At 72.3% G+C, this 18,936-nt stretch carries 18 protein-coding genes; 13 read left to right on the top strand and 5 right to left on the bottom strand.

What is annotated here, in order from left to right:
- Positions 1-69: 69 nt before the first annotated feature.
- Positions 70-1,110 carry an ABC transporter substrate-binding protein gene (locus ACIQM3_RS16020; RefSeq protein ID WP_401624160.1) on the bottom strand — a complete coding sequence of 347 codons (1,041 nt, stop codon included), beginning with the start codon at positions 1,108-1,110 and terminating at the stop codon, positions 70-72.
- A 197-nt stretch (positions 1,111-1,307) separates the two neighbouring features.
- On the opposite strand from ACIQM3_RS16020, the gene ACIQM3_RS16015 reads away from it, so the two are divergent.
- The 6 genes from ACIQM3_RS16015 (at position 1,308) to ACIQM3_RS15990 (ending at position 6,835) form a co-directional block, all read left to right on the top strand.
- On the top strand, positions 1,308-2,825 hold the full coding sequence (locus ACIQM3_RS16015) for a hypothetical protein (RefSeq protein ID WP_401624158.1): 1,518 nt from the start codon (positions 1,308-1,310) through the stop codon (positions 2,823-2,825).
- Between the two features lie 110 nt (positions 2,826-2,935).
- Entirely contained in the window at positions 2,936-3,112 is a 177-nt protein-coding gene (locus tag ACIQM3_RS16010) for a hypothetical protein (protein WP_401624156.1), read from the top strand.
- Between the two features lie 167 nt (positions 3,113-3,279).
- A complete protein-coding gene (locus tag ACIQM3_RS16005; RefSeq protein WP_401624154.1) occupies positions 3,280-4,224 on the top strand; it encodes an ABC transporter ATP-binding protein in 945 nt (314 codons plus the stop codon).
- The gene (locus ACIQM3_RS16000; protein ID WP_401624152.1) at positions 4,224-4,946 is read left to right on the top strand and encodes an ABC transporter permease; all 723 of its coding nucleotides are present in this window, start codon (positions 4,224-4,226) and stop codon (positions 4,944-4,946) included. Before ACIQM3_RS16005 ends, ACIQM3_RS16000 begins: the two co-directional genes overlap by 1 nt.
- An 11-nt stretch (positions 4,947-4,957) precedes the next feature.
- Complete coding sequence (locus ACIQM3_RS15995; protein ID WP_401624150.1) at positions 4,958-6,124, top strand: sensor histidine kinase; 1,167 nt, start codon at positions 4,958-4,960, stop codon at positions 6,122-6,124.
- Positions 6,125-6,202: 78 nt separating this feature from the next.
- Positions 6,203-6,835: a response regulator gene (locus ACIQM3_RS15990; protein WP_401624371.1), complete on the top strand. Its 633-nt coding sequence runs from the start codon at positions 6,203-6,205 to the stop codon at positions 6,833-6,835.
- Here ACIQM3_RS15990 and ACIQM3_RS15985 read toward each other — a convergent pair.
- Complete coding sequence (locus ACIQM3_RS15985) at positions 6,832-8,331, bottom strand: MFS transporter (RefSeq protein WP_401624148.1); 1,500 nt, start codon at positions 8,329-8,331, stop codon at positions 6,832-6,834. The genes ACIQM3_RS15990 and ACIQM3_RS15985 overlap by 4 nt on opposite strands.
- A 256-nt stretch (positions 8,332-8,587) precedes the next feature.
- Here ACIQM3_RS15985 and ACIQM3_RS15980 point away from each other — a divergent pair, with 256 nt between their 5' ends.
- The gene (locus ACIQM3_RS15980; RefSeq protein WP_401624146.1) at positions 8,588-10,126 is read left to right on the top strand and encodes an MFS transporter; all 1,539 of its coding nucleotides are present in this window, start codon (positions 8,588-8,590) and stop codon (positions 10,124-10,126) included.
- Here ACIQM3_RS15980 and pepE read toward each other — a convergent pair.
- Together pepE and ACIQM3_RS15970 are read right to left on the bottom strand one after the other, a co-directional pair.
- Positions 10,092-10,820 carry a dipeptidase PepE gene (pepE, locus tag ACIQM3_RS15975; protein WP_401624144.1) on the bottom strand — a complete coding sequence of 243 codons (729 nt, stop codon included), beginning with the start codon at positions 10,818-10,820 and terminating at the stop codon, positions 10,092-10,094. The two genes, ACIQM3_RS15980 and pepE, sit on opposite strands and share 35 nt — an antisense overlap.
- Positions 10,821-10,865: 45 nt before the next feature.
- Positions 10,866-11,693: an IclR family transcriptional regulator gene (locus tag ACIQM3_RS15970; protein WP_401624142.1), complete on the bottom strand. Its 828-nt coding sequence runs from the start codon at positions 11,691-11,693 to the stop codon at positions 10,866-10,868.
- 151 nt (positions 11,694-11,844) lie between these two features.
- On the opposite strand from ACIQM3_RS15970, the gene ACIQM3_RS15965 reads away from it, so the two are divergent.
- The 6 genes from ACIQM3_RS15965 (at position 11,845) to ACIQM3_RS15940 (ending at position 18,240) form a co-directional block, all read left to right on the top strand.
- Positions 11,845-12,798 (top strand): DUF1177 domain-containing protein, encoded by a 954-nt coding sequence (locus ACIQM3_RS15965; RefSeq protein WP_401624140.1) that lies wholly within the window; start codon positions 11,845-11,847, stop codon positions 12,796-12,798.
- The gene (locus tag ACIQM3_RS15960; protein ID WP_401624138.1) at positions 12,798-14,192 is read left to right on the top strand and encodes a cytosine permease; all 1,395 of its coding nucleotides are present in this window, start codon (positions 12,798-12,800) and stop codon (positions 14,190-14,192) included. The genes ACIQM3_RS15965 and ACIQM3_RS15960 overlap by 1 nt, the downstream gene beginning before the upstream one ends.
- Positions 14,189-15,496: a M20/M25/M40 family metallo-hydrolase gene (locus ACIQM3_RS15955; protein ID WP_401624136.1), complete on the top strand. Its 1,308-nt coding sequence runs from the start codon at positions 14,189-14,191 to the stop codon at positions 15,494-15,496. Before ACIQM3_RS15960 ends, ACIQM3_RS15955 begins: the two co-directional genes overlap by 4 nt.
- Before the next feature lie 132 nt (positions 15,497-15,628).
- Positions 15,629-16,285, top strand: coding sequence for a class I SAM-dependent methyltransferase (locus tag ACIQM3_RS15950; RefSeq protein ID WP_401624134.1), 657 nt, complete (start codon positions 15,629-15,631; stop codon positions 16,283-16,285).
- A 22-nt stretch (positions 16,286-16,307) separates the two neighbouring features.
- Positions 16,308-17,219, top strand: coding sequence for an N-acetylmuramoyl-L-alanine amidase (locus tag ACIQM3_RS15945; RefSeq protein ID WP_401624132.1), 912 nt, complete (start codon positions 16,308-16,310; stop codon positions 17,217-17,219).
- Positions 17,220-17,406: 187 nt separating this feature from the next.
- On the top strand, positions 17,407-18,240 hold the full coding sequence (locus tag ACIQM3_RS15940) for a hypothetical protein (RefSeq protein WP_401624130.1): 834 nt from the start codon (positions 17,407-17,409) through the stop codon (positions 18,238-18,240).
- A 66-nt stretch (positions 18,241-18,306) separates the two neighbouring features.
- On the opposite strand, the gene ACIQM3_RS15935 is transcribed toward ACIQM3_RS15940, so the two are convergent.
- Positions 18,307-18,864, bottom strand: coding sequence for a hypothetical protein (locus ACIQM3_RS15935; protein WP_401624128.1), 558 nt, complete (start codon positions 18,862-18,864; stop codon positions 18,307-18,309).
- Between the last annotated feature and the right edge of the window lie 72 nt (positions 18,865-18,936).

Below are 18,936 nucleotides of genomic sequence, written 5' to 3'. Positions count from 1 at the left end.
GGCCGCCGGGGCCCGTGCAGCGGGACCGGCGGCCAGGGGCGAATCGTTACAGGGCGAGGCCGTTCGCCGTCACTTGACGAGGTCGGCGCGGAGGTCGTCGAGGACCAGGTTCGCGGAGGTGACTCCGAGGCCCAGGTACCAGGTCTCGTCCGGGACGTCCTCGGCCTGGCCGGCCTTCACCGCGGCGAGGTTCTTCCACAGCGGGTTGGCGCGGGCGGTGTCGCGCTCGGTGGCCTTCGCGTCGCCGTACACACCGGTGAAGATCCAGTCGGCGTCCGCCTGGTCCATGTTCTCGGAGCTGATCTCCGCGGCGAGGTCGTCGATCTGCTGGTTCTTCGGCCGCGGCAGGCCCACGTCCTGAAGGATCGTGCCGATGAAGGAGGCCTTGGCGTAGAGCCGGATCTTGTCCGGCATGTAGCGGACCATGGAGACGGTCGGCTTGTCCGGGCCGATGTCCGCGCCGAGCTTCTTCGCCTTCGCCTCGTAGGCCGCGAGCTCGGACTCCGCCTTCGCGGTCCTGTCGAGCGCGGCGGCGTTCAGGAGGTAGTTCTCCTTCCAGGTGAATCCCGGGCGGATGGAGAAGACGGTCGGCGCGATCTTCGAGAGCTCGTCGTACTTGTCCGCCGCGCGCAGCTGGCTGCCGAGGATCAGGTCCGGCTTCAGACCGGCGATCGCCTCCAGGTTGAGGCTGTTGATCGTCCCGACGCTCTCCGGGTTCCCCGCCTCCTTCTTCAGGTACGACGGGATGGCGTCGTCGCCCTCGGACGGGGCGTAGCCGACGGGCTTCACGCCGAGCGAGACGACGTTGTCGAACTCGCCGACGTCCAGCACGACCACGCGCTTCGGCGCGGCTTCGAGCTTCGTGCTGCCCATGGCGTGGGTGAGCGTCCGGGGGAACTCACCGGCTTCGGCGTCGGTCCCGTACGCCGCCGTCTTCTTCGCCGCGTCGGCGAAGTCCTTGCCGCCCGTGGCGACGGCCGCCTTCTTGTCGCCGCCCGTGTCGCCGCCCGCCGCCCCGCCGGCCGTGTCGTCGCCGCCGCACGCCGAGAGGGAGAGGGCGGCCGCCACCGCGAGACCGATCGCGGCGGTGCCGCGGCGCCTGAAGGACATGTTCTGCTCCAGTTCGGGACATACACAGGAAATTCTTAGGGAAGGCGAACCTTAGCCCGCACGGAACCAGCAGCACAGCTGCCCCCCGCTTCGCAGGCGAACAGGGACATCGGCACCCTTATGTGTGAAGTGGCGTGGCTCGTGTTGTCCGGTGGGGAGTGCGAAACCTAGCTTCGGTTGCCGGAGGTGACCGGACCATGACTGCCTGTGCCATCGAGGACGAGACCGCCGGAGCCGCGAGGACCACCGCGGCGACCGGCCCCACACCCGAGGCCACGGAGCCCGACGGGCCGGCCGAGCCCGTGAAACCCCTCGGCGCGGGCGCCCCGGACGAGGGCACGGACCCGGCCGGAGCGGGTACGCCGGACGGGGACGCCGATCCGGGCCGGGCGCGGACCGGCCCCGATGGGGCTGCGGCACCCGCCGGATCCGGGCCGCACGGCACGATCGCCTCCGCCGGTACGGGCCCGCGCGACGCTTCCGTACCGCCTGTTCCCTCCGGACCACCGGTCCCGTCCGAGCCGCCCGCTCCCCCCGCCCCGTCGGCACCACCCGCGCAAGCCGCGCCCCGTGTGGACCATGCCGAAACGTCCCGCCCCCGGACGCCGTCGCGCCTCGTGCCGCCCGCGCTCACCCTCGCCGCCGACCACGCGTACGCGGCGCGGCTCACCGCGGCCGGGGATGCCGAAGGGCCGGGCTGGTACCCCGAGCGCTGGACGCTCGACGGCCCGGAGCCCTACGCCGTGCCCCTCCCCCTGGACCAGCCGGAGGACGCCTCCTCCGACGTACTGCCGCTCTCGGACGGGCGGGTCCTGATCCGGCGGGAGGTGGAACCCGGCACGCACACGTTCTCCCTCCTCTACCCGACCGGGCCGGGCACGGGCGAGGTCTCGCTGGGCGCCCTCGACTGCCCGGAACTCGCGCTCCTCCCCCCGTCCCCGGACGGCATGAGCGCCTGCGCCCTGCTCCCCGGTGAACGCTCCACCGGCGTCTGGCTCGTGGCGGGCGGCGCGTTCGGTCCCGAGCGTGTCGCCGATGTCCCGGGACGCTGTTCGGGCGGCGTCTGGCTCGACCGCGAGGGCCGGCTGCTGGCGCTGGACCGGCAGATGCCGGGCGGCGGCCCCGTGAAGGCGGTCGTCGTGGACCTGGAGCGTGGCGGGGAAGTGACCCCGCTCCTGCAGATCGCGCCGGAGAGCAACGACCGCCTGTTGATGGCCGACGCGGACAGCGGCCTGCTGCTGGTCCGGTCGGACGCTCCGGGCCACGACCGGCTCGGCTGGGGCGTGCTCGGCAGCTGTCTCCCCATGCGTTTCCCGGAGTGCCTGCGCACACCGGTCGGGACGCTGACACCGTTCGCCGTGCAGCCCGGCCAGATGCTGATGCCGGAGAGCTGCGCGGTGGCCCTGCGGATCGACGGGGCGGCGGGCAGCTGGGTGGGGCTGTGGCGTCCGGCGGGACGCCGGCTGCACCAGTTCGCGGCGCCCGGCGGGTGGCTGACCGGATCCGGTTTCTGGACCCGGGAAGGGGTGCTGCACCTGCCGTACTCGCAGGAGGGCACCCCCTGTGCCGTGGCGTTGCTGGAGGCTCCGGTGGACGAGCCTCACCCGGCCGCCGCGTTCGCGACGAACACGTCCGACGCCACCCCGGCCCGCGGGGTGTGCACGCCCGTTCCCCTGGGGCAGGCGCCTCTCACCGGGCGTAAGGCACCTGGATAAACTCGCCTCCGGGCTACGCAGCCGTTCCGCGCGGAAGCGACGGTGACCGTGCCGGGGTGGCGGCGGGCTGCGACACACACGTAAGCGATTGCAACGGGGAGACTTCCCACATGTCTGAAGCCCGAACCGACACGACCCAGACGCGTCCGCCCGAGGCGGACGCGGAACGGGCCGAAGCCGGCGGCTACGGAAAGCACCGAGGAGGCGCATCCGCGGAGAGCGTGACCGCGCAGCCGCACGGCCGTCACCGCCGCCCCTCCGAAGGGGGTGGCAGCGCGGCGGCCTGAACCGCCCGTACGGCACGCGGGAGCCGTCGCAGCCGCCCGGCTGCGGCGCCTCCCGCGTCACCGCCACATCCCGGCCCCAACATCCCGCGGACCAAGGACATTTGTCATCGCGGACTCCGTACACCCGCCCCTGCCGCGGGGAGTCCCAGATCCGTAGCGTCGTCGTCATGACGCAGACAACGGGGACCACGAGGACCGGGCCGGCGGTGGAGTTCACCGCGGCGGTCAAGACGTTCGGGAGGGCGGGGCGCACCGTCCGGGCCGTCGACGGGATCGATCTCTCGGTCGGGCGGGGCGAGACCGTCGCCCTGCTGGGCCGTAACGGCGCGGGAAAGTCCACGGCCATCAGCCTGCTGCTGGGCCTGAACGACCCGGACTCCGGCACGGTGCGCCTTCTGGGCCGCACTCCCGACCGGACGGTCCGAGCGGGGCTGGTCGGTGCGATGCTCCAGGACGGCCGGCCGATCCCCCGGGTGACGGTGGGTGAGCTGGTCCGCTTCGTCGCCTCCCTCTACCCACGCCCGCTGCCCGTGGCCGAGGCGCTCGCCCTCGCGGGGGTGACGGAGTACGCGGACCGGCGCGTGGACAAGCTGTCCGGGGGCCAGATCCAGCGCGTCCGCTTCGCCGTCGCGCTGGCCGGCGACCCCGAACTGGTCGTGCTGGACGAGCCGACGGCCGCACTGGACGTGGAGGCGCGGCGCGCGTTCTGGGTCTCGATCCGGTCCTTCGCGGAACGCGGCACCACCGTCCTGTTCTCGACACACCACCTGGAGGAGGCCGACGGGAACGCCGACCGGATCGTGGTCCTGCACGGAGGCAGGGTCGTCGCGGACGGCAGCGGCGAGAAGATCAAGCGGTCGGCGGGCGGCGGTCTGGTCTCCATCGACCTGCCGGGCCGTTCCGCCGCGGGACTCGGATCGCTCCCCGGTGTGGTGGGCGTCGAGGTGCGCGGGGGCCGGGCCCTGCTGCGTACGGACGACTCGGACGCCACCGTCGTCGAGCTGGCGCGGATCGGCGCGGTACACGGTCTCCAGGTCGGCAGGGCCACCCTGGAGGACGCGTTCCTCTCCCTCACCGCTCCTGTGGCCGACCAGGTGAAGGAGGCCGCGTGATGTTTCCCTACATCGCACTCGAGATCCGGCGGACCCTGCGTGACCCCACGTTCCTGATCTTCGGGACGGGCATGCCGGTGATGATGTATCTGCTCTTCACCAATCTCGGCGGCAGCGGCACCTACGACGACTGGAAGGCCGCGTCGATGGTCGGCATGGCGGCGTACGGGGCGCTCGGCTCCGCCATGGCGATCGGGACGGGCATCGCGTCGGACAAGTCCCTGGGCTGGCTGCAGCAGTTGAGGATCACACCGCTGGACCCGTGGCGCGCGGTGACGGGCCGCGCGATCAGCGGTTCGGTGACGGTCCTGCCGACCGTCCTGACCGTGCTGCTGGCCGGGGCGCTCGTCAACGGGGTGCGGCTGGCGGCCTGGCAGTGGGTCGCGCTGGCGCTGTTGCTGTGGATCGGCGCGCTGCCGTTCACCCTGCTCGGCGTCGGCAACGGGTACCGGCTCACCCCGCAGGGCACCGGCGTGGTCAACGTGGCCTGTCTGATGGGCTTCGCACTCGTCGGCGGGCTGTGGTTCCCACTCGGCGTGTTCCCCGGATGGCTGCGCGCCGTCGGCGGGTTCACCCCCGCGCACGGGTTCGCCGACCTGGGCTGGTCGACGATCGCCGGGCACGCCCCGGGGGCCGGGTCCGTGGCCGTACTGGGCGGGTGGCTGCTGCTGTTCGGCGGTTACGCCGTGATGTCCTACCGTCGGTCGGCGAGGACCGTGTGAGTGGAGTGACCGTGTCCAGGAAGACGAAGAACAGGAAGACGAAGAAGAGGAACAGGCGGCCCGGCCCGCCCGGACCGTACGCCCTGCTGCCCACGCTGCTGATGGGGCTCGGCGCGTTCTCCAACCTTCTGCAGGGCGAGACGTCGAACCCCTGGATCGGCGGTATCGGGCTGCTGGCCTTCAACTCCCTCTACATCTCGGTGGTGTTCCGGGGTTTCGACAGGAGGAGGCGGGAGAGCGCCACGTCCTACGCGCTGCTGACGGCGATGGGCGCCCTCACGTTCGGTCTCGCGATCACGTACGGCGGCAACTGGCTGCTGTTCTTCCCCTTGTTCTCCCTGGCCTGCGGGACGATCCTGCGCGGCCGGCGGCTGGGCATCTGCCTGATCGCCCTGGCCGGGTGTGCGTGCGCGGTGGCCGTGTGGCGCGGCGACCACGTGTCGGAACCTTGGACGATCGGTTACGGCACCTTCATCTCCGGGGGTGTGACCGCCGCGATCCTCACCCTGTCCGAGACCGTGGTGGAGCTGCGCGCGACCCGGCAGGAGCTGGCACGGAGCGCCGTCGAGCGGGAGCGGCTGCGCTTCTCGCGCGACCTGCACGATCTGCTCGGCCACACCCTGTCCGTGGTCGTCGTCAAGTCCGAGGCGGCCCGTAGGCTCGCTCCGCACGACCTCGACGCCGCGCTCGCCCAGGTCTCCGACATCGAGTGCGTGGGCCGCGAGGCCCTCACCGAGATCCGTGAGGCGGTGACGGGTTACCGCCAGGGCAGCCTGGCCACCGAGCTGGACCGGGCCGGTCCGGTACTGGCCGCCGCCGGGATCGAGCAGGCCGTCCACCGCTCGGGCCCGCCGCCCGCCCCGCGGACCGACGCGCTGCTGGGCTGGGTGGCGCGGGAGGCCGTCACCAACGCCGTACGCCACAGCGGCGCGACCCGCTGCGAGTTCGTCCTCGACTCCACATCCGAACGGGTCCGGCTGACGGTGACGGACGACGGCGCCGGCCCCGGACGGCCCGTGGGCGCGGCCGGCGGTACGGGCCTGAGGGGACTGGCCGAACGGCTGTCCGCCGCGGGCGGCTCCCTGGAGGCGGGCCCGGGCCCTGACGGCGGCTTCGTCGTGACCGCGGAGCTGCCGGCCGAGGCACCGCACGGCCCCGGGGAGCGGGACTGCGGCTGAAGGGCGCGCCACCGGGCGAGGTGGTGGCGTCGAGCCTCCGCCGCCGCCCCGGCGGCCTACTCTGAGCCCGTGAACGAGATGCCGCAGGACCACCGCCCCACGGGGTCGGTACGCATCCTGCTCGCCGAGGACCAGGGCATGATGCGCAGCGCGCTCGCCCTGCTGCTCGGGATGGAGCCGGACTTCGAGGTGGTCGCCCAGGTGGCCGCCGGGGACAGGATCGTGGACGAGGCGCTCCTGTCACGCCCGGACGTGGCGTTGCTGGACATCGAGCTCCCGGGCCGCAGCGGCCTGGACGCGGCCGCCGATCTGCGTACGGAGGTGCCGGACTGCCGGGTGATGATCCTGACGACGTTCGGCAGGCCGGGCTACCTGCGGCGTGCCATGGAGGCCGGAGCCTCCGGCTTCCTGGTCAAGGACGGCCCCGTCGGGGAGCTGGCGAAGGCGATCCGGCAGGTGCTGGGCGGTGAGACCGTGATCGATCCGGCGCTGGCCGCCGCAGCGCTGGGCGCGGGCCCGAGCCCGCTGACCCCACGGGAGCGGGACGCTCTGAACGCCTCGGTGGACGGGGCGACGGTCGCCGACATCGCCGCGAAGCTGAGCCTGTCGGAGTCCACGGTCCGGAACTACCTCTCCTCGGCGATCGGCAAGACGGGCACCCGTAACCGCATGGAGGCGATGCGCGCGGCACGCCAGGAGGGCTGGCTCTAGCCTTCCGGGGAGTGCAGCGCCGCCGGCGTGGGTTCCTTCCCCGGGCGGCCCCCGGCCCGCGTGTCCGGGCGTCCGGCGGTGGTCCCGTCCCGGCGGCCCGGCAGCCAGAGCAGCATCATCGCCGCCCCGCACACCAGCACCACGGCGGACGTGCGGAAGGCCAGCGCGTATCCGTCCGTGATCTCCGCCGCCCCCGTCGAGCCCGCCGTACGGGCCGCCGCGACCGTGGAGAGCACGGCGAGGCCCAGCGCGCCGCCCATGGTGCGGGAGGTGTTGATCAGCCCGGAGACGAGTCCGGCGTCGCCGGGTGCCGCACCGGAGGTGGCGAGCGTGGCCAGCGGGGTGGAGGCCAGTCCGGAGCCGGCCATCATCAGGATCCCGGGGAGACAGACCGCGGTGAGGTAGGAGCCGTGCACCCCCATCGTGGACTGCCAGCCGAAGCCGGCGGCGGCGGTCAGGGCACCGGCCACGGCCAGGGGCTTGGCACCGGTCCGCGCCATGATCGCGGGGGCTGCCTTCGCCCCGATGAAGACGGCGGCGGAGCTCGGTACGAGCGCGAATCCGGCTTCCAGCGGCGTGTAGCCCAGGACGTTCTGGGCGTAGACGGTCATGAAGTACCACATGCCGAACGTCGCCGAGCCCAGCAGCAGCATCGACACGTTCGCCGCCGAGACGGCGCGCACCCCGAGCACCCGTAGCGGCATCAGCGGCGCGGCCGTCCTGGCCTCCACGAGGACGAAGACGCCGAGCAGGGCCAGGCCGCCCAGGAGGGGCACCAGGGTGGCGGCGGCGGTCCAGCCGGCGGCTTCGGTCTGCACGATGCCGTACGCCGTCGTCGCCAGGCCCGCCGTGACGAGCACCGCGCCGAGCAGGTCGACTCGGCGGCGGTCGCCCGCCCTGCCCTCGGCCAGCCACACCGCCGCGCCGGCGATCACGAGGGCGCCGACCGGCACGTTGATGAGCAGCACCCACCGCCAGGAGAGGAGGTCGGTGAGCACCCCGCCGATCAGTCCGCCGGCCGCTCCCCCGCCCGCGCCGACGGCCATCCAGGTGCCGATAGCCCTGGACCGTGCGGGGCCCTCGGGGACGGCGGCGGTGAGGATCGTGAGGGTCGCCGGGGACAGTACGGCGGCGCCGAGTCCCTGCCCGGCGCGGGCGGCGAGGAGCTGCCAGCCCTCCTGCGCGAGCCCGCCGGCCAGGGAGGCCGCGGTGAAGAGGGCGAGCCCGGTCAGGAACATCCTCTTACGGCCGTATATGTCCGCGGCCCGGCCCCCGAGCAGCATGAAGCCGGCGAAGGCGATCGAGTAGGCGTTGACGACCCACTGGAGTCCGGGCCCGCTCAGGCCGAGGTCGGTGCGCATGGACGGCAGCGCCACATTGACGACGGACACGTCGAGGACGACCAGGAACTGCCCGGCACAGGCGGCCGCGACCACGGCCCATGTACGGGTTCTCGATCGTGCGGCCGGCCGTGCGGGCGGGGAGACGTCAACCATGGGTGTCATACTCGCAGGCGTCCCGTGCCCCGTACATCGGTTTCCGGGCCCCCTTCGGTCTCATCACCTCTCCGCCTCCTGGCGTAGGTCCTGCGCCGACTTCCCCGTTTTTACGCCGCGTTCACCGGAATATCGCAGGCACAGGGAAGTGTTCAACATGCACACACTTGGCGGCCGGCGCTGCCCGTCGGCGCGCTGCCGCATGCTCCACCCCAGCTCGATCTTCTGCTTCTTCCCCTGCCCGGAGGCCACACGTATGCAACGGACGACGAACGGACAGCAGGGCTCGCGCGCGGCGCTCCCCGGCCCGCGCGGGGGCAAGGGCGGCGGCGTCGTACCCGTACTCGCGTTCGCGGGGATCACCGTCGCGGTGATGCAGACCCTGCTCGTCCCCGTGATCAAGGACCTGCCGTCCCTGCTCGGCACCGACCCGGCGAACGCGACCTGGGTGATGACGGCCACCCTGCTCGCCGGGGCCGTCGCGACCCCGATCATGGGGCGGCTCGGCGATCTGTACGGCAAACGGCGGATGCTGCTGGCCAGCCTCGCCGTGATGGTGGTGGGCTCACTGATCTGCGCGTCCACCGACAACCTCGTGATCATGATCGTCGGCCGGGCCCTCCAGGGCTTCGCCATGGGTGCCATCCCGCTGGGGATCGGCATCATGCGCGACGTGCTGCCGCGCGAGAAGCTCGGCTCCGCGATGGCCCTGATGAGCTCTTCCATAGGGGTGGGCGGCGGACTCGCGCTGCCCGCCGCCGCGATCGTCGCTCAGCACGCCGACTGGCACGCGCTCTTCCTGGCCTCGGCCGGGCTCGGGGTGCTGGCCATGGGACTGACCGTCCTCGTCGTGCCGGAGCCTCCGCTGCGCGCACCGGGCCGCTTCGACCTCGTCGGGGCGCTGGGGCTCGCCCTGGGCCTGGTCTGCCTGCTGCTGCCCGTGACCAAGGGCGGCGACTGGGGCTGGACCTCTCCGCTGACGCTCGGTCTGGTCGCCGCGTCCCTGGTGATCCTGTTGCTGTGGGGCCTGTTCGAGCTGCGCTCCCCGGCACCGCTGGTCGATCTCCGCACCAGCGCACGCCGTGAGGTACTGCTCACCAACCTCGTCTCGATCATGGTCGGGGTCGCCTTCTACGCCGTCTCCCTGGTCCTGCCGCAGCTGCTCCAGCTGCCCGCCTCGACGGGTTACGGCCTGGGGCAGTCCATGGTGGTGGCGGGGCTCTGCGTGGCGCCGCTGGGTCTGACCATGATGTTCGTCGCCCCGCTGTACGCACGGCTCTCCGCCCGCCGCGGGCCCAAGACCACGCTGATCCTTGGCATGCTGGTCATCGCCGTCGGTTACGGGGCGGGGCTCGGCCTGATGAGCGCCGCCTGGCAGACGGTGGTCATCGCGGTCGTGCTCGGCGCGGGGATCGGGCTCGCGTACTCCTCGCTGCCCGCCCTGATCATCGGCGCGGTCGACGCGTCGGAGACGGGTGCGGCCAACGGCCTGAACACGCTGATGCGGTCGATCGGCACCTCGCTGTCGAGTGCGGTGATCGGCATGGTGCTGGCGAACACCTCGGTGCGGATGGGCGCGGTGGACGTCCCCACCATGGAGGGCTTCCGGACCTCGTTCATGATCGCCACGGGGGCGGTGCTGATCGGCCTCGTGCTGGCGGCGTTCCTGCCGGCGCAGCGGAAGGCGCACCCGGTGCTGCTGGCCAGCAGCGCCGGCGACGCGCTCGCCGCGGCCGAGCCCGCCCCCGTGGCGGCGCCGGTCAGCGCGCCGGAGCGTCGAACCTCGGCTCCGTAGCCAGCAGCCGGGACACATCGGTTCCGGCCGCGAGCTCCTGCGGCCGGACACCACGCGTGAACAGCCGTGCGGGCCGCGCGCCCTGGACCGTCGCCGTCCCCTCCTCGACGCGGAGCCAGGAGCCCTCGCGCAGCCCGAGCACGGGGACGTCGTTCTCCTCGAGGAATTCGGTGAGCCGCTCCTCGCGGGTCTCGCCCTTGTGGGTGCTGTCCGGGTCCGGGTCCAGGTAGTGCGGGTTGATCTGGAACGGGACCAGGCCCAGTGCGTCGAAGGACGGCGGCTGCACGATGGGCATGTCGTTGGAGGTCCGGAGGGTGGGCGCCGCCATGTTGGTGCCCGCGCTGGCGCCCATATAGGGCAGCCCGCCCCGTGCGGCGTCCCGCACCGCCTCGCGCAGGCCGGTGCGGTACAGGGCGTCGAGGAGCCGGAAGGAGTTGCCTCCGCCGATGAACACGGCGTCCGACGCGGCGAGTTCGGCGAGCGGGTCGGCGCCCTCGTGGACGCCGCGCACGCGGATCCCGGACGGCTCCAGCGCCGCGCGGACCCGTGCGGTGTACGCGTCGTGGTCGGCCAGCGCGTAGGGCACGAAGGCCAGTCGCGCGTTCGCCGGAAGGAACGCCGTGACGGTGTCCAGGGCGTGTTCCAGGTAACCGCAGCCGTACTGGGTGGAGTTGGAGAGCAGCAGCAGATTCACGGGTGTTCCTCGTGCGTAGGGGCGGGATCGGCGATCGGACAGGGCTCAGGCGGTACGGGGCCGTCCCGCGCGGGACTTCGGCCGCTGGGGCGGGTGGGTGAGCCGCTGCTCCAGCAGGTGGGCGGCGTAGCGCAGGGCGTCGAGCCGGTCCTCGGGGGCACCCCGGAAGCGGTCCTCGCCTCCGCCGAGGCTGAGGCTGCCGTAGGGCTCGCGCCGGAGGAACACCGGCACGGCGACGGTGGCGATGCCGGTGTCGTACTCGCCGACCGTCCAGGCGAACCCCTGGGCCCGGACCTTCATGAACTCCTTCTCCAGCAGATCCGGGTCGGTGACGGTCCGGTCGGTGAACCGCGCCATGGGGCGGCCCCGGAAGAGCCGGTGGCGCTGGTCGTCGGGCAGGTAGGCGTAGAAGGACTTGCTGGTGGCCCCGGCGTGCGCCGGATAGAGCTCCCCGACCAGCGGGTAGTAGCGCAGCGGCCCGGTCTCGCCCTCCTCGGCGGCCACGCACCGCATGTGGAAGTTGTCCGGGAGACAGAACAGGACGGTGTCGCCGGTGGTCCGGCGGAGCTCCTCCAGCACCGGGCCGGCCAGCAGCTCCAGTGACCCCGAGCGCTCCCAGAGCCGGCCGAGCCGCAGCACTGCGGGGCCGATGCGGTAGCGGCGGGTGACCGGGTCGGACACCAGGAAGCCGCGGCCCGCGAGCGTGGCCAGCAGGCGCTGGGCGACCGAGGTGTCCCAGCCGAACTCCTCGGCGACCTCGGTGACGCCCCAGTCGGGCCGGGTGCGCTCGAAGGCGAGCAGCACCAGGAGGGCCCGGTCGACGGTCTGCAGCGCCCCGGCGGGGGTCCGGCGGTCCGGATCGAAGTCGGCCATCAGCAGCATCTCACCATTCAGACCTGAATTGCAGATAACGGGAAAGCATTGCGTTCCACGGTAGCGGATCCCGAATGTTGCTCCAGCACCCCGCCCCGCGCTTCCCCGTAGGAGCGCCGGGCGGGTGTCCCGCTCCGGAGAAAGGCCCCCCATGCTCAAGTACGTACTGGACATCGTCGAGCTGCTGGACGACCCGCAGGTCAGCGGCAAGTCCGTCGTCAAGTACCTCGACTCCGTCGCCGGGGCCGCGGGCTCGGCGGCCGAGGTCACGACGGTCACCGGCGACCGGGGGGCGACGGACTTCGTACTCGTCCGCGTCCCGGGCACCCACGGGCGCACCTCGGGCGGCAGCGCCCGGACCCTCGGTGTGGTCGGCCGGCTCGGCGGCGTCGGCGCCCGGCCGGAGGTGACCGGGCTCGTGTCCGACGCCGACGGCGCGGCCTCGGCGCTCGCCACGGCAGCCAAGCTGCTGGACATGCGGCGCCGGGGTGACGCCCTGCCCGGCGACGTGATCGTCGCCACGCACATCTGCCCGAACGCCCCGACCGAGCCGCACGACCCGGTTCCGTTCATGGGGTCCCCGGTGGACATCGCCACGATGAACCGGCACGAGGTCACCGGCGAGATGGAGGCCGTGCTCTCCATCGACACCACCAAGGGCAACCGGATCATCAACCACAAGGGCCTGGCCCTCTCGCCCACCGTCAAGGAGGGCTGGGTGCTCCGGGTGTCCGAGCAGCTCGGCGAGCTGCTCGCCGTGGTGACCGGTGAGCCGTTGGTCACGTACCCCGTGACCACGCAGGACATCACCCCGTACGGTAACGGTGCGCACCACATCAATTCGATTCTCCAGCCCTCCACCGCGACCGCTGCTCCGGTCGTCGGTCTGGCGGTCACCTCGGCCGCCGCGGTGCCGGGCTGCCAGACGGGCGCGAGTCACGAGACGGACATCGCGTCCGCCGCCCGGTACGCCGTCGAGGTCGCCAAGGCCTTCGGCGCCGGAACCCTGGACTTCCACGACGCGGTGGAGTTCGACAACCTCGTCAACCGCTACGGGTCGCTGGCTCATCTGCAGACCTTCGGCCGCACCACCCAGGAGTCCTGATGGCATCCGACAGCCGGGGCGCCGCCACGGCCCCCGAGGCCAAGAGCATCGGCAGCGACGACTACTCGCTCTCCCGGGTGCCGCGCGACAAGCGCTTCGGCTTCTGGTCGATGCTTCTGCAGTGGCTCGCCCAGTCCGGGTCCATCTCCCAGTTCACGCTCGGCGCCACCATCGGTGTGGGCATGACCTTCGGGGACGCCTTCCTCGCCTTCACGCTCGGCGCGGTGATCCTGGAGATCGTGATCTTCGCGATCGGCCTGGCCGGGATGCGCGAGGGCCTGGCCACTCCCATGCTGACCCGCTGGGTGGGCTTCGGCCGCAACGGTTCCGCGCTGGTGAGTTTCGTCATCGCGGTCAGCCTGGTGGGCTGGTTCGGTGTCCAGAACACGATCTTCGGCGACAGCGTCTCGGCGCTCCTCGGCGGCCCGTCCTGGATGTGGTGCGTCATCGCGGGCGTCGCCATCACCACCCTGGTGATCTTCGGCTTCCGCTACATGGCCCTGTTCGCGAAGATCGTCACCCCGCTCTTCTTCGGCATGGTCGCCTGGTCGGTGATCACCACGCTGAACGACCACTCGCTCGGCGACCTGGTCAGCTCGCCGCCGCCCGGTGAGACCATCCCGCTGGCGGTCGCCGCCACCGCGATCGCCGGCGGCTACATGACCGGCGCCATCGTCTCGCCCGAGATGACCCGCTACAACAGGAAGGGCTCGCACGTCTTCGTGCAGAGCGCCTCCTCGATGATCCTCTCCGAGTACATCGTCGGCATGGTCGGTGTGCTCCTCGGCCACCTGGTGAAGTCCAGCGAGGTCTCGCACATCGTGCTCTCCACCTCGGGCGCGTTCGGCGTGATCGTGGTCCTGATGTCCACCGCCAAGATCAACGACTGGAACCTGTACGGCTCCTCGCTCGGCGTCGTCAACTTCTTCCAGGTCGTCTTCGGCAAGCGGCTGCACCGCGGCGTCGTCACCGTCGCCCTCGGAGTCGCGGGCACCCTCCTCTCCGCGGTCGGCATCATGACCCACTTCACGGAGTTCCTCTCCCTGCTGGGCGTGATGATCCCGCCGATCGGCGGCATCGTCGTCGCGGAGTACTGGGTCGTGAAGCGGATGCGGCGGCCGCTGGACGAGACCCGCGAGGCGCAGACCCTCCCCGCGACCTCTCCCACCTGGGTGCCGATGTCCCTGGCCATCTGGCTCGCCGCGTTCTGCGTCGGCAAGTTCTACGACGGCGGCATCCCCGCCCTCAACTCGCTGGCCACCGCCTTCCTCCTGTACTGCGTGCTCGGCCTGCTGGGCTGGGTCAGGCCGTACGGCACCTCCGCCCTGGACGACGACGCGCACACCCCCGCGCCCGCCGCCGCCCACGTCACCACCCCGACAGGAGCAGCATGAGCATCGTCCCCGCGTCCGAGCAGGCCCAGGAGGAGGTCGTCGGTCTCTGCGCCGAACTGATCCGCTTCGACACCTCCAACCCGACCAGCGACGAACGCGCCGCGGCGGACTGGGTGGTGGCCCGGCTCGCCGAGGTGGGCATCGAATCCGTGCTGGTCGAGTCCGCTCCCGGCCGGGCCAACGTCATCGCGCGCGTCGCGGGCGCCGACCCGTCACGGGGCGCCCTGCTCGTGCACGGCCACCTCGACGTCGTACCCGCCGACGCCTCCGAGTGGCAGGTGCCGCCGTTCTCCGGGGAGATCCGCGACGGCTATCTCTGGGGGCGCGGCGCGATCGACATGAAGGACACGGTCGCGGTCATGCTGGCCACCGCGCGGCACTTCGCCAGGACCGGCACGCGGCCTGCCCGCGATCTGGTCCTCGCCTTCCTCGCCGACGAGGAGGCCGGCGGGAAGTTCGGGGCGCACTGGCTGGTCGAGCACCGCCCCGAGCTCTTCTCCGGGGCCACCGAGGCGATCGGCGAAGGAGGCGGCTTCTCCTTCGCGATCGACGACACCCGGCGGCTGTACCCGATCGAGAACGCCCAGCGCGGCATGGCGTGGATGGAGCTCACCGCCACCGGCCGGGCCGGCCACGGCTCCTCCCCCAACGACGAGAACGCGGTCACCGACCTCGCCGAGTCCCTCACCCGGATCGGCCGCGAGACCTTCCCGATCCGGCTGATCGAACCGGTCCGCGCCCTGCTGGAGGAGGCCGCGCGCCTCTACGGTGCGGAGTTCGACGAGGACGACATCGAGGGCACCCTGTCCCGGCTGGGGCCGGTCGCGGACTTCATGCAGGTGGTGCTGCGCAACAGCGCCAACCCCACCATGTTCGACGCGGGTTACCAGACCAACGTGATCCCCGGGAAGGCGACCGCCCGCGTCGACGGCCGCTTCCTGCCGGGCCACGAACAGGAGCTGATCGACACCATCGACCGGCTGCTGCTGCCCTCCGTCAGCCGCGAGTGGGTCAACCACGACATCGCGATGGAGACGACGTTCGACGGGCCGCTGGTCGAGGCGATGTGTGACGCGGTCCGCGCGGAGGACCCGGACGGCTATCCCGTCCCGTACTGCAACCCCGGCGGCACCGACGCCAAGGCCTTCACCCACCTGGGCATCCGCTGCTTCGGCTTCAAGGGGCTGAAGCTCCCGCACGACCTGGACTACGGCCGGCTCTTCCACGGCGTGGACGAGCGCGTCCCGCTGGAGGGCCTGCGCTTCGGCGTCCGGGTCATGACCCGGCTCTGGCAGAGCTGCTGACCTGAACCGGCAGCCCTGCCAGGGGCCCCGACCCGGGCCCACCCCACCCGTACGCCCCCGCCGCTCGCCGCGCCGGGGGCGTACGGCACGATGGGACGCCGTCCGATCCACCGCCCCACCAGGAGGAACCCCGTGGCCGCCGAGTCGCCCGCCCGTCCCGCCCCGGAGGTGCTCGCCGCCTTCGAGGCGGCCAAGGGGTTCATGCCGGTCCACGAAGGGCTCGCCCTGTACGCCGCCGCCGTCGAGGCCGCCGCGCTCGGGCTCCCGCTCCTGGAGGTCGGCACCTACTGCGGGCGGTCCACGATCCTGCTGGCCGACGCCGCCCGCGCCGCCGGGCTGACGGCGCTCACCGTCGACCACCACCGGGGCAGCGAGGAACAGCAGCCCGGATGGGAGTACCACGACGCGTCGGTGGTGGACCCGGAGATCGGCCTGATGGACACGCTGCCCACCTTCCGGCGCACCCTGCACCGCGCGGGCCTGGAGGAGCACGTGGTCGCCCTCGTCGGACGGTCCCCCCAGGTCGCGGCCGTCTGGGGCGGGGCGCTCGGCCTGGTCTTCATCGACGGCGGGCACACCGACGAGCACGCGAACGGCGACTACGAGGGCTGGGCCCCGAAGGTCGCCGACGGCGGTCTCCTGGTCATCCACGACGTGTTCCCGGACCCGGCGGACGGCGGCCAGGCCCCCTACCGTGTCCACCAACGCGCCCTGGCTTCTGGGGCGTTCACCGAGATCTCGGTCACGGACTCGCTGCGCGTCCTGCGGCATACGGGGACGGGGCTCTGAGGGCACGGATAGCATCGCGGACGTGCGTCACGAAGACTTCCCTCCCCCCACGCCCCGCCGCGGGCCCGTGCTGGCCGCCGCGGTGCTGGCCGGCGTCTGTCTGACCGCCGCCGGGTGTGCGGGCGACGGCGGGCAGGGCCCCGGGGCCGGGCCTGAGAGCGCGTCCCGGTCCGCCGCGTCCACCTCCTCGCCCCGGCAGTCGTCCGCCCCGGCCGCGACCCCGTCCCCCGGGCCCACCTCGGCCAAGCCCGCCCCCCGGGGCCCGCTCACGGGCCGGACCGTGGTGATCGACCCCGGGCACAACCCGGGCAACCGCGACCACACCCGGGAGATCAACAGCCAGGTGGACATCGGCACCGGGCACAAGGAGTGCGACACCACGGGCACGGCGACCGACGCGGGTTACGCGGAGGCCGAGTTCACCCTCGACGTCTCCCGCCGGCTGCGCACGCTGCTGGAGGAACAGGGCGCGAAGGTCGTCCTCACCCAGGACGGCGACCGCCCCTACGGCCCGTGCGTCGACGAGCGTGCGCGGATCGGCAACAAGGAGCGGGCCGACGCGGTCGTCTCGGTCCACGCGGACGGTTCCGCAACCGGGAACCGTGGATTCCACGTCATTCTCCCCGCAGCGGTGAACGGGGACGGCGCGGACACCGCGAAGATCGTTGCCCCTTCGCGTGAACTGGGAGTACGGATTGCCGGGAATTTCGTACGCGTTACCGGAAGCGCGCCTTCCAATTACATCGGCGACAACACGGGGCTGGACACCCGGGACGATCTCGGCGGCCTGAATCTGTCGACCGTGCCCAAAGTGTTCATCGAATGCGGCAATATGCGTGATCCGAAGGACGCCGCCCTGCTCACCAGTTCGGGCTGGCGACAGAAAGCCGCTCTCGGTATCGCCGAGGGCATCGGCAGCTATCTGAAGAGGTAGTTCTGCGGTGATAGTGGCGACATTGGGGGGATAGCCCGTCCGCGGTCCGGGCAGCATCACAACCCGCCCGGGCAGACGATACATTCATCCGTACGATGGGGAGCCGCCCCCGAGCTTCGCGCCGTAACCCGCCGATCGGGCGGCATCGACGACCGCCCCGACGAGACGACCGACTAAGGACCTTCACGTGAATATCCGCTCCCTCACTCGAGGCGACGGCGTGGTGATCGGAGCAGCGGTCGTGCTGTTCGTCGCCTCTTTCCTCGACCTCTCCGGCTACGACTGCCCCTCGGGCGTGGACTGCTCGGGCTACAGCGCGAACGCCTGGGACTCGCTCTCCGTCCTGATGGGCATCTACCTGGCCGGCATCATCGGCGCCGCGCTGCTGATCGTCAGCCGCGCGATGCCGGGCCGCAAGGTGGCCGGCTTCGAACTCGGCCAGTTCGGCGCCGCGTTCACCGTGTTCTCCCTGTGGACCATGTTCTGGACCATCATCGACGCGGGTGACGCGGGCGCCGGCCTGATCCTCGGACTGCTGGCTGCCATCGTGCTGGCCGGCGCCGCGGTGGCCGCTCCGCTGGTCCCCGCGCTCAAGGCCCCGCTCCTCGGCGCACCGCGCCCGGCGCAGGCCGTGCAGCCGGCATACGGCCAGCAGCCCGGCCAGGGCTACGGCTACCCCGGTGGCCAGCAGCCGTTCGGCGCGCAGCCGGGCCAGCCCCAGCCGTACGGCGCCCAGCCGGGCCAGCCCGGCCAGCAGGGTCAGCCGGAGCACCAGCAGCAGGCCGCGCAGCAGGCTCCGCAGGGCGGTGGGGCACCGGCCGGTGACTTCACCCCGTTCTGGTTCGCGGTCCCGGTGGCCCGCCCGCTGTACGGCGAGGACGGCGCCCCCAACCCGATCGCGGAGCTCGCTCCGGGTACGTGGTACCTCGCGGTGGAGCAGCGTGGCCCCGGGCTCATCGCCCAGACGCAGGACGGCCGTCGTGGCGTCCTCCAGGACACCACGGGCATCCAGCGCGGCTGAGCCGTCGGACGCGAGTGGCCCCCGCCCGAAAGGGTGGGGGCCACTGCCGTATCCGGCGCAGGAAGGTCAGCCGGTCAGCTGCGAGGTCGACGGGACCTTGTTCTTCACCTCGGCGCCCGCGCTCTTCCCGGCGTCCTTGACGCTGTTGATGACGCTCTCGAAGGCCCCCACGTCCCCGGCGCCCGCCTCGCCCTTGCCCATCCTGGTGGCCACGTCCTTGAGCGAGGCGATCCCGGCGGTCAGCGGCGCGACGGCCTTCGACAGGAGCGGGTCGCCCTTGGCGTTCTCCGCCGCGGCGTCGAGCCGGTTGTACGCGAAGGCGCCCGCCACCCCCGCCTTGACCATGGCGAAGGTGCGCCCGTCCGCGCCCTTCTTGAACTTCCCCGCCCGGTACGGCTTCACGATCCACTGGTACGCCGCCCCTGCCGCCAGGCCCGCGTTGGCCACGAAACGCGCCTTGGCGTACTTCTGCTTCTGCGCCGACGTCGTGGGGCTCGGGCTCGCGGAACTGCTGGCGGTCCGGGTAGCGCCGTCGTCGTCCCCGCAGGCGGTGGTCCCCACCAGGAGGGTGCAGGACAGCATCAGCGCCACGACGAGCCGGCGGAGCGGTACGGAACGGGGCACGGCGGGCCTCCTGACCAGGGTCATCACGGTGAGTGACGCGGGCCGGCACTCGCCGCCAGGCTCACCCGTGCG

Source organism: Streptomyces sp. NPDC091271 (genome assembly GCF_044757505.1).
Taxonomy (GTDB): domain Bacteria; phylum Actinomycetota; class Actinomycetes; order Streptomycetales; family Streptomycetaceae; genus Streptomyces.
Note: the sequence above shows the minus strand (reverse complement) of the source record. Positions and strands in the feature narration are given on the sequence as shown.